11 protein-coding genes are annotated in these 12,568 nt (G+C 56.6%); 2 read left to right on the forward strand and 9 right to left on the reverse strand.

From position 1 onward, the window contains the following. Window positions 1–30 precede the first annotated feature (30 nt). From V9K67_RS04500 to V9K67_RS04530, 7 genes are all read right to left on the reverse strand, one after another. Window positions 31–726 (reverse strand): SGNH/GDSL hydrolase family protein, encoded by a 696-nt coding sequence (locus V9K67_RS04500; RefSeq protein WP_336720393.1) that lies wholly within the window; start codon window positions 724–726, stop codon window positions 31–33. A gap of 29 nt (window positions 727–755) precedes the next feature. After that, on the reverse strand, window positions 756–1,808 hold the full coding sequence (locus V9K67_RS04505; RefSeq protein ID WP_336720395.1) for a family 43 glycosylhydrolase: 1,053 nt from the start codon (window positions 1,806–1,808) through the stop codon (window positions 756–758). A gap of 53 nt (window positions 1,809–1,861) precedes the next feature. Beyond that, window positions 1,862–3,265, reverse strand: a complete 1,404-nt coding sequence (locus V9K67_RS04510) for a family 43 glycosylhydrolase (RefSeq protein WP_336720397.1) — start codon at window positions 3,263–3,265, stop codon at window positions 1,862–1,864. Window positions 3,266–3,518: 253 nt separating this feature from the next. Further along, on the reverse strand, window positions 3,519–4,109 hold the full coding sequence (locus tag V9K67_RS04515) for an RNA polymerase sigma factor (protein WP_336720398.1): 591 nt from the start codon (window positions 4,107–4,109) through the stop codon (window positions 3,519–3,521). A gap of 335 nt (window positions 4,110–4,444) precedes the next feature. Further along, on the reverse strand, window positions 4,445–5,158 hold the full coding sequence (locus V9K67_RS04520; protein ID WP_336720400.1) for a pirin family protein: 714 nt from the start codon (window positions 5,156–5,158) through the stop codon (window positions 4,445–4,447). A 111-nt stretch (window positions 5,159–5,269) separates the two neighbouring features. Then, window positions 5,270–6,226: a TerC family protein gene (locus V9K67_RS04525; protein WP_336720401.1), complete on the reverse strand. Its 957-nt coding sequence runs from the start codon at window positions 6,224–6,226 to the stop codon at window positions 5,270–5,272. 66 nt (window positions 6,227–6,292) lie between these two features. After that, entirely contained in the window at window positions 6,293–6,787 is a 495-nt protein-coding gene (locus V9K67_RS04530; RefSeq protein ID WP_336720402.1) for a hypothetical protein, read from the reverse strand. Window positions 6,788–7,258: 471 nt separating this feature from the next. Between V9K67_RS04530 and V9K67_RS04535 the strand changes: the two genes are divergently transcribed. Continuing rightward, window positions 7,259–9,781, forward strand: coding sequence for a hypothetical protein (locus V9K67_RS04535; protein ID WP_336720403.1), 2,523 nt, complete (start codon window positions 7,259–7,261; stop codon window positions 9,779–9,781). Between the two features lie 203 nt (window positions 9,782–9,984). Here V9K67_RS04535 and V9K67_RS04540 read toward each other — a convergent pair whose 3' ends face one another. Next, entirely contained in the window at window positions 9,985–10,401 is a 417-nt protein-coding gene (locus V9K67_RS04540) for a hypothetical protein (RefSeq protein WP_336720404.1), read from the reverse strand. Window positions 10,402–10,451: 50 nt separating this feature from the next. Further along, window positions 10,452–11,201, reverse strand: a complete 750-nt coding sequence (locus V9K67_RS04545; protein ID WP_336720405.1) for a class I SAM-dependent methyltransferase — start codon at window positions 11,199–11,201, stop codon at window positions 10,452–10,454. Between the two features lie 140 nt (window positions 11,202–11,341). On the opposite strand from V9K67_RS04545, the gene V9K67_RS04550 reads away from it, so the two are divergent. Continuing rightward, the coding region (locus V9K67_RS04550; protein ID WP_336720407.1) for a sugar-binding domain-containing protein at window positions 11,342–12,568 on the forward strand (1,227 nt) is incomplete at its 3' end.

Here is a 12,568-nt window from a genome sequence, read left to right on the forward strand (position 1 = left end):
AATGCTTTGGGGTGTGCTTACCTCGCCTGCTTAGCGGGTGATCAGCTTTACCACCGGTTCGGCCAGCTTTTTCGATCCCACCGCATCGGGGTGGAGGCCGTCGGGCGACATGGTCTCCATATCCAGTCCCGGGGTTTTATAGCCATTTACAAACAGGCAACCATTCCGTTTCGCCACCTTTCGGAACGATTTGCTCATGGCCTTTACCCGTTTGCCGCCGCCTTTGTATTTCTCCGTTGCCTCGGCTTTGGAGCCGTAGGGCGGCGGGGAAATGATGACGATCTGCGCCCGGTTGATGGTGGTATACGGGCTGCCCTTTATTTTCCGTACCAGCCGCTCCAGGTTTTTCGGCACCTCCTTTTGACGGTCGGCAAAGACCGCCTTGGCATCGTTGGTGCCCAGCTCGAGGATCACGTAATCGAAGGGCCGGTCCTTGGTAAAATCCGCCGCCTTTTTCAGGTTCTCGTCAATGACCAGCAGCGAATTCAGCGAGCTGTCGCCCAGGTTCAGAAAACCGATGGTGCGGCCCGACTTGCTGATATTGAATACCTGGGCATCGGGCAAGGCCTCCTGCAGCTGTTTGGGCCAGCTGAACGGAAAGGTGCCGTTGCTGTCGCCCAGGGTAAAGATGTTCCTGCCTTTTTTTGGTACGGCCGTATCCTGGGCCAGCAGCGCCAGGGGAACCAACAGCAGGGAGGTGAACAGGATTTTCAGTTTGTATGTCACGTTGGAAATTATTAGGATTAAGTAGCCGGTTACTTCCGCTTCGGTTTTAGGCTTACCGGTTGGATGCCTTTATGGGTGGGGATTACCTGCTGGATGGTGCCATCGGCATTGAAGGTCATCTTATCGATACACACTTCGCGGTTGTAGCCCGCTTCGCGGCCCATGTTGATGCCGTTGGGATAATTGAACCGGTGGTACACCAGGTACCATTCGTCCTTGCCGGGCACCTGGATGGTGGCGTTATGGCCGGTGCCGTAGATGCCGGCGACCGAGTCCTTGACCACCACGAAATTGTTTTGGGGATACGTCAGTTTTTCCAGCGGTGATTTCGTCATGCCGTACCGCACCCGGTAGTTCGGATCGCGGGTATCGTTCTGCGACCACAGGAAGTAGTAGGTTCCCTGGCGGTAAAATACGTGCGTTCCTTCGGTATACATCCGGTCCGGCGGCGTCAGTTCCTTGATGGTTTCGGGCTTCAGGGAAACCATGTCGTCATTCAGCTCCGCCCCGGCCAGGTAGCCGTTGCCCCAGTACAGGAAGTATTTGCCGGTCTGCGGGTCCTGGAACACGTCGGGGTCGATCTGCTGTCCCTTGCGCACAAAGCCGTCCGGCCGTTTGTCGATCAGGGGCTTGCCGGTATCCACGAAGGGACCCGCCGGGCTGTCGCCGACGGCCACGCCGATCTTCTGCTCGGCGCAGAAGTAGTAAAAGTATTTGTACTGCCCGTTAATCTTCCGTTCGATGATGCAGGGCGCCCAGGCGCGGACATCCGCCCAGCTCACCTCCTTTTGCAGGTCCAGCACCACGCCTTCGTCCTTCCAGTGCACCAGGTCGGCCGAGGAAAAGGCTTTAAAATAAGTGCCCATCCAGTTGGTAAAGCCGTCGGTGGTGGGATAGATATAGAAGCGGCCCGTTTTCTCCGAAAAGATGATGTCGGGGTCGGCAAACAATCCCCGCAGGGCCGGGTTGTTCTGCCCTTTTTTCTTAACCTGGACCGGCGTCACGGGTTTTGCTTCCTGTGCCCGAAGCGTACTGCAGGGTAAGGACAGGAAGGCAAACAAAAGTTTCAAGCTCGTTTTCATGTTTGTTGGCGGTTGAAGCGGCAAAGGTAGCGCAGAATAAAAGGCGGCCCCTCCTATTCGGAAAACACGATTTTATCCAGGGAAACAAAATAGCCGGTGCTGCCGTAGTCGGCCTTCCGCTTGTCGGACCAGTTGCCCCGCTCGCCTGTGACGGTAACGGTCAGGGTATACTTGTCTTTGGGAAGGGAGGGGCTCCGAAACTTCAGCTGTGCCACGGGGTATTTGCTATAAAGGTCCACGATCGAGGTCAGCACGGTTTTTCCTTTGCCGTTCTGCAGCTGCACCCGGGCATAGCCCCCGTCGGGACGCGAAAGGCCGTAAACTCCCACCTGCGTGCCGGTAAAGGTTGTGGAAAAAGCGTCGCCCTTCCGGTCCGACGAAGTAACGGAAGCCGTATCCTGCCGCCAGTTGCCGGAATACCGGATCTTTTTGTCGGTATCCCCGATGCTCTTCTGCCCCCCATTTACCGAAGTTACCGCGCCGGTGGCGGTAGCCACCTGCCAGGCCTCCCGGTATTGGGGAATGGACAGCGAAGTGCCCTTAACCTCCATCGGCTGCCAGACATAGGTAGCGGCGGATGCCTGCTTGGGAAAGGACCAGCGGTCGCCCATGAACATATAGGTGGTTTCCTTTGCACCCTTAATGGGCAGGACAAAGGTGGTCTGGGAGTTCCAGGTAAGCGTACCCTCGGGGCAAAACAGGCCACGGTAGGTCCAGGGACCTTTCAGCGACGTGGCCGTATAGTAGTAGTTGTCATTACGCTCCCAGCTGGTGAGGTGGGAGCCCAGGAAAAAATAAACGCTGTCCTTTCTCAGGATGGCCGGCGACTCGAAGCCGGAGGTCATGGCTTTGTGTACCTGCCCGGTAACGCTTTTGTAGTCGTCGCTGAGCCGGTAGATATCGCCACCATGCAGTAGCACGTAGCCCGCTCCATCTGCGTCCTGAAAGGTCCCCATATCCCATTTGCGGATGGGACGGCCGTCGAACAGCAGGGGACCGTGAAAGGTATAAGGGCCGGTAACGTTTTTGGAAGTAGCATAGCCTACGAACTGGTCCTTGTAGCCCAGGGTGTCGGCATGCATGTACATGACATATTCGCCGGTTTGGGGGCAACGCATCACCTTCACCCGTTCGCCCACCCGGTTAGGCCCCAGCTTGCCCGAGGGCTGCACCGGCAGCGCCAGGCTTTCGAACTTCCAGTGGTACAGGTCGGCCGAAGAATAGCAGGTAAAGCCGGCAAAGGCGTTGCTGGTGTCGGTATGCTTTTCGCCAAAGAGGTAATAGCGGCCCTTGTCCTGCAGGATACAGGCGCCATGGGCGCTCACTACCTCACCCCTGTCGTCGTACCAGGGAACGCCGGAATAAATGGCGCCCCGGCCCTGGGGCTTCTGGGCGCCGGAAACCAGCCCTGTGGCCAGGCATCCGAATAAAATTGCAGCTTTCGTTATCCGATTCATATGTACAGCAAATATTTCTTTAGTGATGGGCATTGTTGATTTTCTCCCTGCTAAGTACCTGCAGGTACTTCAGAAGGCTATCTAAAAACACTTGAGGATCGATAAGGGGTGAAAAGCCCTCCTGTTTTTTCCCGTTTTCATCCTGTTTTCCTCCTTTTCCGCTCCCGCTCTGGGGGCCGGCGCCCTTTATTACGCTAAATACTGCAGCCGTAAAAAAAAGGGGGGGATCCTAAAATTGATTTTTAAAGGCTGTTCAGGAAAGAAAAAGGGACATCAGGCCCAGGCAATAGCAGGACAGCGGGTAATCGGGGTGGTCTTTTATATAACTTTTGATGGAGGCTACGGCCGCCGACAGGTATTCCTTGACCGTGTAGCGGGAAATATTCAGCTCCCGGGCCGCCTCTTCGTAGGTTTTCCCCTGGAGCTTGCACAGCTCGAACACCCGCCTCCGCTGGGGCGACAGCTGGCCGAGGGCTTCTTCCAGCAACTGGTACTGCACTTCCCTTACATTCCAGTGGGGCTCTTCGGCCAGGGGCAGCTCTTCCGGAACGGCATCGGGGGCAACGGCTGCCTGCAGCACTTTTTTGAGGTAGGTAACGGACTTATTGTAGCTGACGACGAACAGCCAGCCGGAAACGGATTTTTCCGTGTCCAGGGTGGCCCGCTTTTCCCATAAGGTAATGAACACCTCCTGGAGAAGGTCCCGGGCAGCTTCCTCTTCGCGGACCAGCTTGAAAATATTGGCAAAAACGGCCTGGTGGTATTTCCAGTACAAGGCATTAAAGGCGTCTGCCTCATCTTCTTTCAGACGAAGCACCAGCTCCTCATCAATATTGTTCAGCATATCGGCCCTTTAATACCAGCAATCAGGATCATCGGGGCAAATTTATAGAATCCGGCGAGGATAAAATGAATGGAATGGGGACTACTCCTCCAAAGTTCAACCCACACACTGCCTGGAGCAACAATCAAAAACCAGGTGACAACCAGTGAGGCATCCCGTCGGTAACGAAGAGCTGTTTCTATTCGAAGGAGGGCTTTCCTTTTCCAGAGAAAGACTTTTCTGGTATCGACGGGATGCCTCACTGCGTTCGGCATGACAGCCTTATAGGAGCAATTTGCCCTATTTGTCAATGCGACAACCGGGTAAAAACGGCGGGTAATTACACTCCGCTTGCCTTATTTCTGGTTAACCGGGGTTTCGATGACCAGGAAGTGGGCGCCGGCTTCGCAGTGGATGGGAACAGTACCGGTTTCCCAGACGCCGATGCCGTCGCGGGGCTGCAGGTCGGTGCCGTCCACCCGGATCTTGCCGTCCATGAGGAAGATGAACAGGCATTTGTTCACGGGGTGGAAGGAATAGACCACTTCCTGCGCCTCTTCGAAATAGCCCAGCGACAGCTTTGCATTCTGGTTGATCCAGCAATGCCCCTGCCCTTCTTCGCTCCAGACAATGGTCTTCAGCTGGTTCTTGCGGCCCTCCAGCGGGAAGCTGCGCTGCTGGTAGCGGGGCGTAATGTTCTGCAGCTTGGGCTGGATCCATATCTGCAAAAAATTCGCGTCGTCGTCGCCGATATTGTATTCTTCGTGGCGCAGGCCGCTGCCGGCGCTCATGATCTGCACGCCGCCCGGCCCGATGGTGGTGCTGTAGCCCAGGGTGTCGATATGGTTCATCTTTCCCTGCAGCAGCACCGAGATGATCTCCATGTTGGCATGCGGGTGGATACCAAAGCCCTTGCCGGCCTGCACATAATCGTCGTTGAACGCCACCAGGGTGCCGAAGGCGCTCTTCAGGGGATGGCAATAATCGCTGAAGCTGAAATAGAAATTGCTTTGCAGCCAGCCAATGTCTTTGATTCCGCGTTCCGATCTTGGGAAAAGCTGAGACTTCATATTCTTTATTTACCGGCAAATATAGCCTAAGGAATTTCGGATTTCGGAACCCTTGATTCCAGTAAGACTCTTACTCCTTTCAAGGGGATCCGAAATCCGACATCCGAAATCTCATTTTACATTGTCCGCCACTCCGACTTTACGGGCTTCTTCCCGCAATTTGCGGCGGTCGGCCAGCAGGTTCCAGATGACGGAAACGGCCAGCACCAGGGCAATAAAGGAAAGCGACATCCAGATAGGGATCTTGTACACTTCCACCAGCAGCATTTTCAGGCCGATGAACACCAGGATAATGGCCAGCCCGTAGCGCAGGTAGGGAAAACGGCTCATCACCCCCTGCAGGGCAAAGTAGAGGGAACGCAACCCCAGGATCGCGAACACGTTGGAGGTATACACGATATAGGGGTCTTCGGTAATGGCAAAAATGGCCGGGATGGAGTCGACCGCGAAGATCAGGTCGGTAAACTCAATGGAAATCAGGCACAGGAACAAGGGGGTGACCAGGCGGCGGCCGTTCTCCTTGATAAAAAAATGGTTGCCGTGAAACTTGGGGGTCGCCCTTCCCCTGCGGGTAAACCAGCTCACCAGCGGGTTCTTTTCCGGGTGCATCTCTTCCACGGATTCGGTAAACATCTTGTAGCCGGTATACACCAGGAAGGCGCCGAAAATATAGATGATCCAGTGAAACTTGGCGATCAGCAGCGCCCCCAGGGCAATGAAGCCCCCCCGCATCAGCAGCGCGCCGAATACCCCCCAGAACAGGATCCGGTGCTGGTACTGGGGCGGTATCCGGAAATAAGAAAACAGCAGGATAAAGACAAAGATGTTGTCGACGCTCAGGGATTTTTCGATCAGGTAGCCGGCTAAGAATTCCAGTGCCGCCTCCTGTCCCTGCCGCCAGTAGATATAGCCGTTGAACAGCAGCGCCAGGGCCACCCACACGGCGGACCAGGTCAGCGCCTCGCGGGTGCTGACCGGCTTGTCCTTTTTATGAAATACACCCAGGTCCAGGGCCAGCATGCCCAGCACAAAACCGTTGAACAACACCCATTGGGACAGTCCATTCATAAGTTCCCTTTTTTCCCTGAAGACCAAGGTATGAAAAAATTATTCCGCGATTTCACGGCGGCCTTTCTAACCCGGCAGGGCAACCAGTTGCGGCACTTCCCCGGGCAGGGATAGGGTCATGATCCCCGAGATCAGTTGCATCCAGCGGCGGGCCCGGCCCTCCCGGTACGGGATATCGCCGATGGGGTCGGCGCTGCGCTCATAAAACGGCAGGGCGATGGAGCGGCCGAAGTTTTTCAGGCGGAGGTGCAGCGACACCTTTTCCAGGCTGTGGTCCAGGCCTTTTATTTTCCAGTCCACCGCCTCGATGTTGCGGTACTCTTTGAATACGGTACAGCTCTCCACCTGCTTCAGGTTGATAATGCAATAACAGATCCGCTCGTCCATCTGCCGCAGCACCAGCAGTTCGTTGCGCAGGCTGTCCCAGCCGATGATCCTTTTGCCGAAGCGTTCGAAGGCGGTAAAATTCAGGCCGCAATGGCGGGCGAGCTTTCCGATGCTCCAGCCCCCAAGAAGGTTGCGGTCGATATAATTTTTCACGGGCACTATAAACACGTTCATGTTTACGATTTTAAATTTCCGGGTAATATTGTTTGGGGCATGCGCCCGGTCTTTTTCCAGGTTAGGATTCGTGTAGGCCTTACCGATAGTGTACCAGGATAATGGACCGGCGTGCGGTTACCCCTATCGCCGTACAGGTGCCGGCAGGGCCATCAATAATGGAGGAATTTCCCCGTACCTGGTCAGGCCGGGGTGGACGTGAAAAAGACCTTATAGCAGGAAAAGAAGTACAGTTTATGACAGAACGTGAGAAAAGCGGTATGGATGCAGGCAGTATATTCCCCCGGGAAGCCGCAAGGAAGCTGCCTGCTGGAGCCGTAGACGGTATATGGAGGAATAGTGGGCATGCGTAAATATACTGAATATCAGGAGCCGCTTCCTTTAATCTTTGTTAAAGAGATGTAAAGGGGGCGTACAGAGGCAGGGGCAAAGGCGTCGAAATATCCCTTATCTTCCCCTCAAATCGAACCCATGACCAAGACCCTGCTGGCGGTCTGCTGCCTGCTTGCCTTCTTTTTTTGCCCGGCCCAGCCCGCAGAGGGCTACCGGCCGCTGGACCCGAAACAGCCCATAACGTTCCTGGGCGACCGCATCGTTTTCAAGGGTGATACCGTGGCGCTCGGCCCCAAAGCCTTTTTCATCGACGGCGGCCTGCCCGATTCGGTGGTGGCCCGCTACCGCTTCGTGTACAATTCGGTAATCGAGGCCGCCGCCCACCTTACCCACGGCACCGAAGCGGCGCCGATGACCCTCTACCTGGCGCCCTGGGTGTACTGGATCGACAATCCCGACGACCCCGCCGTCAGGGTGCCCAAAGAAGGCAGCACGCCTTACGGGCTGGAGATCGCCTGCGAGTGGCTGCACTTCCGGGGACTGACCGACGATGCCCGAAACGTGGTGCTGGCGGCCAACCGCGGCCAGACTATCGGGGCGCAGGGCAACTACACCCTTTTTAAATTCACCGGCCAGGGAACCGGGTCGGAAAACCTCACCTTTGGCAATTACTGCAACGTGGACCTGGTGTATCCGCTCAAACCCGCCCTGGGCCGGCCCAGGCGGGCCTCCGCCATCGTGCAGGCGCAGCTCATTCACTGCAACGGCGACAAGATCGTGGCCCGCAACACCCGCTTCATCAGCCGCCTGAACCTTTGTCCCTTTACCGGCGGCAAGCGGGTACTGTTCGACCGCTGCCATTTCGAGTCCACCGACGATGCGCTCTGCGGCACGGGCGTGTACCTGCATTCCACGCTCGACATCTATGGTTCGAAGCCTTTTTACCACACCACCGGCACCGGCGCCGTTTTCCTCGACTGCGCCCTCCGCTCCTTTGCCGGCGACCGCCAGTACTTTACCAAGGCCGGCGGGCAGGTAGCGCTGATCGACTGCCGCCTGACCTCACCTGCCCACACCTACTGGGGCTGGCAGGAAGTAGTGCCGCCCGAAACGCGGAACTACCAGGCAGGCGTCACGCTGAACGGCAAGCCGCTGTTCATCGGCCGCAACGATCCCGCCTCCACCATCGACCTGGCCGGCAAACCCCTCCTGCTTGCCTACCGCTTCGTGCACCAGGGCAAGGTGGTTTATAATACCTACAACCTGCTGCGGGGCGATGACGACTGGGATCCCATGGGTATCAAACCCCTGGTGCTGCAGGCCGAAAAGAAGGCGCATACCCGTTATACCGGCCTGCCGGTGCAACTCAAACTGGCACCCACGGGCCGTTCGCTGGAAACAAGGAAGAACGAAGCCCTGCTGCAGCCCACCCTGCAGCGTTTTGGTAACTATGCCGTGCATCAAGAAAAGCTTACCTGGAGCGTGGCTCCTGCCGACAAAGCCTTTGTCCAGTTAAAGCTTTCCCCGGATGGCGGCAGTTGCACCGTTATTCCCACCAACCAGCGGGATACGCCCCGCCAGGTGGTGGTGCGGGCCGTTACCGCCTCGGGGCTGGAAGGCGCCAGCCTGCTGCGGGTGTCCCCCGCCATCCTGGAGGCGCCCCGCTTCAGCGCCAGCCCCTATGTAGCCACATCTGGTCCTGGCAGTTACCGGGTGGCCTACCGCCTGGATACGAAGTATGCCGACCGGTCGGATATCCGGTGGTACCGCTGCCGTGACGAAAGGGGCACCCAGCCGGTCGAAGTGGCGGTTTCGCGGTTCGACTCACCGCTGCGCAACTATGTATTGTCGGTTGGAGATATAGGCTGGCACCTGATGGCGGAGGTAACGCCCAGGCATATACGCTCCAAAGCCGGCGAGCCCTATCGTTTTATTCTGAGCCAGCCGGTTACGGCCAGGCAGGTCACGGCCGATGCCCGCGTGCTGGCGACCGACTTCAAAAACCTTTCTACTAAAAACCAGTCCCTGGTGCTCCCGGGCTTCTGGACGCTGGGCTACCCGGAAAACGGGCCCGAGGATCCGCGCAACCGGCCGGACAAAGCCCGCGATGCCTGGCAGTACGGTGAGGGCAGCGAAGGCGCCGCCGGTTTTTGGGGACTGCTGCAGGGGCGGACCGCCAGCCTGGCCTACATCCCTGTGGACGGCCAGCAGGGCGACATGTCCCTGACGCTGACCCTCGCTCCTTTTAAAACCGCCGGCCAGGGTTTTAGCGTGGCCCACCTGTACATGGACGTGCTGGTAAAGATGGATACGAAAACCCGGTCGGGTTATGCCCTGCGGCTGATCCGCACCACCAAGTACCACGATGCGGTGGATGCGGTGCTGCTGCGCTACGAGAACGGCAAGGCCATGGCCATCGGCGAACCGGTAACCACCACTGCCTTCCGCACACCCTGTACGATCAAGGTATCCATGAAGGGCGACAAGCTTTCTGCCCACGTATCCACAGGGGCACCGGCTTCGGAGCGCCCGGGAGTAGCCGCAACTGTAGCGCTGGAGCAAACCGTGGAACCGACCGCTTTCGGAGGGTTCGGCATCGAATACAACGGGGGCTCCCCCACCCTTATCAAGGACCTGAAGGTGGAGTGGAAGGGAAATTAGGCTGCTCCTAACAAAAAGGCAAAGGTGCTCCAATAAGACTGTCATGCCGAACGTAGTGAGGCATCCCGTCGATGCCTGAAAAGCCTTCTGCAAGAAAAGGACACTAGTCCTTCAAATAGAAACAGCTTTTCGTGTGCTGACGGGATGCCTTACTACGTTCGGCATGACAGTCTTATAGGTTGTCACCCGGTTTATGATTGTTGCTATGCAAAAGTCTCCCCAGCCCTTTCTTTCACAGCATCGGCCGCGCCAAATAAGGAAGTAAGGAACCACCAGACAAAAAGGAAGAGGAACCAATGGAAGGATTCAGTGGTCCGTACGATGGCCCTATTGTAGGATTGTAGCAAATGCAGCGTCTTTTCGCTGGTGTCAATATCGGCAATGCTATCCGGGTAACCAAACGTGCTTAAAGAAGGCGTGGAAGGCAATAGCAGCCACAACACCACCACCAGGGCTCCAAAGACAATGGACGTCATTTTAAAATGTTCGACGGCTTCGGAAAATTTACTGAGGTGCAGCTTTTTCCTTTTGTTCCGCTGTACCCGGAGGATCACCGTGCCGAAAAGCAGGGCCGGGCCAAAAATGTAGAGCAGGGGAAATTCCCATAGAATGGTCATCATGATAAAGTTTTGGTTGCAATAGTTCTACCAGCTATAGCGCCGTGATTGGTTTATTTAAGGGCGACTACCCGCAGCCGCACATAATCGGCATACCATTTCCCGTCGAGGTAATTGGTGGCTTCCACCCTGCGTTCCACTTCTTCCAGGATTTCCGCTACTACTTCGGACTCCAGGTTTTCAAAAAAAGGCTGGCCGAACATCCGGAGCCAGTTTTGCATGCCCTGGTCGTCTTTCAACAGGGTGGGCCGGTCAAAATGCGCCGCGAAGGTTACCCGGAAGCCGGCGTTTTCCAGCAGCGTGGTGTATTCGGAAAGAGAAGGAAAATACCATACTTCTTTTTGGGCCTGGCGCTCAAAGCCTTTATCCTGCAGCACTGCTCTGAGGGCATTTACTATATTTCCTACATTGCCCTTGCCGCCGAATTCCGCCACAAAGCGTCCGCCCCACTTCAGGTTGTTGTAAATGCTGGTGACAGCCTGTTGGGCCTCCAACACCCAGTGCAGGGTGGCATTGGAAAAGATGGCATCGAACGGCTCGTCGTAGGCAAAGCCGGTGGCCGACTGCACGTCGAAGGTAATGCCGGGATACTTGGCAATGGCTTTTTGAATCATGTCGGGCGAACTGTCCATACCCAGCACGGTAGCGCCCCGCTGCCGGATGACATCCGCCAGGTCGCCGGTGCCGCAACCGAGGTCCAGTATCCGCTCGCCGGCCTGGGGGTTCAGAAGGTCAATCACGCCTTCTCCATACTTCGAGACAAAATCGTGCTTATTGTCGTAGAGTTCGGTATTCCATTTCATTGGAGCAAATTAGCTTTTTTTGACGAGAGCACCGACAGCGTGTCCGGTTAATATCTGCCCATTAGTGGTTAAAATCTGCACGTGCGGTGCCTTTTCTGAAATTACCTTTGGCCCCAATCTTTCACCGTTACCGCCTGCTCATGATCAAACATTTGCTCCGACTCCTGTCCCTGGCCTTTCCGCTGGTATCCGTTGCACAAACGCCCCTGTGGCTCGACGAGACCCGCAACGAGGAAAACCGCCTGCCGATGCACGCTTCCTTTATCGCGTATCCCAGCGCAGCGGCCGCCCAAAAGAACGACTGGACCACCAACCCAAACTATTTTAGCTTAAACGGCAACTGGAAGTTCCGGTGGTTCGACAACCCCAACCACCTGCCCGCCGGCTTCGAGACCCCTGCCTTCAACGACAAGGACTGGGGCTTTTTGCACGTGCCGGCCAACTGGGAAATGAACGGCCACGGCTTCCGCTCGTACAACACCTCCGGCTTTGAATTCACCTACCTGATGAAGGACGGCCCCCGCCCTCCCTTCGTGCCCACGCAGCACGACCCCACCGGCATCTACCGCCGCGAGATCGTGCTGGACGACTCCTGGCAGGAAAAGGAAGCTATTTTGCACATCGGCGCCGCCAAATCGAACCTGGCGGTCTGGGTCAACGGCCGCTACGTGGGCTATGGCGAGGACAGCAAGCTGCCGTCGGAATTCAACATCTCGCCCTTTTTGCAAAAAGGCAAAAACACCCTCGTGCTGAAAGTCATGCGCTGGTGCGACGGCAACTACCTCGAAGACCAGGACATGTGGCGGCTCAGCGGCATCACCCGCGACTGCTACATCGCCGGCCGCAACAAAACGCATCTTTACGATTACGAGATCATTCCCGACCTGGACTCCAATTATAGAAACGGTCAATTGCAGGTGACCCTGGACCTGAACCGCCCGCCGGCGGCTCCCCTAAAAGCCCTGTTCGAACTGAAAGACGGCGGAAAACCGGTAGCCACGCAAACGGTGGCGTTCGATTCGGCCCGCACCTCCTTTACATTGCCGGTAGCCAATCCCCGGTTATGGACACCCGAAACGCCGCATCTGTACGACGCCACCATCAGCCTGCTGGATGCCCAGGGCCGGGTGCAGGAAGTGATCCCCCAACTGGTGGGCTTTCGGAAAATCGAGATCCGCAACGGACAATTCCGGGTCAACGGGCAACCGGTGCTGATCAAGGGCGTGAACCGCCACGAAACGGACCCCAAAACCGGCCATGTCATTTCCAGGGAAGCCATGATCCGCGACATCGCCCTGATGAAGCAATACAACATCAACGCCGTCCGCACCAGCCATTATCCCAACAGCGAGCTCTGGCTGGAACTC

Source organism: Huijunlia imazamoxiresistens (genome assembly GCF_037132455.1).
Taxonomy (GTDB): Bacteria; Bacteroidota; Bacteroidia; order Chitinophagales; family Chitinophagaceae; genus Flavisolibacter; species Flavisolibacter imazamoxiresistens.

Coding starts and splice junctions, on each gene's coding strand:
- V9K67_RS04505 (WP_336720395.1), bottom strand. CDS start 1,808: ATGAAAACGAGCTTGAAACTTTTGTTTGCCTTCCTGTCCTTACCCTGC.
- V9K67_RS04510 (WP_336720397.1), bottom strand. CDS start 3,265: ATGAATCGGATAACGAAAGCTGCAATTTTATTCGGATGCCTGGCCACA.
- V9K67_RS04515 (WP_336720398.1), bottom strand. CDS start 4,109: ATGCTGAACAATATTGATGAGGAGCTGGTGCTTCGTCTGAAAGAAGAT.
- V9K67_RS04520 (WP_336720400.1), bottom strand. CDS start 5,158: ATGAAGTCTCAGCTTTTCCCAAGATCGGAACGCGGAATCAAAGACATT.
- V9K67_RS04525 (WP_336720401.1), bottom strand. CDS start 6,226: ATGAATGGACTGTCCCAATGGGTGTTGTTCAACGGTTTTGTGCTGGGC.
- V9K67_RS04530 (WP_336720402.1), bottom strand. CDS start 6,787: ATGAACGTGTTTATAGTGCCCGTGAAAAATTATATCGACCGCAACCTT.
- V9K67_RS04535 (WP_336720403.1), top strand. CDS start 7,259: ATGACCAAGACCCTGCTGGCGGTCTGCTGCCTGCTTGCCTTCTTTTTT.
- V9K67_RS04540 (WP_336720404.1), bottom strand. CDS start 10,401: ATGATGACCATTCTATGGGAATTTCCCCTGCTCTACATTTTTGGCCCG.
- V9K67_RS04545 (WP_336720405.1), bottom strand. CDS start 11,201: ATGAAATGGAATACCGAACTCTACGACAATAAGCACGATTTTGTCTCG.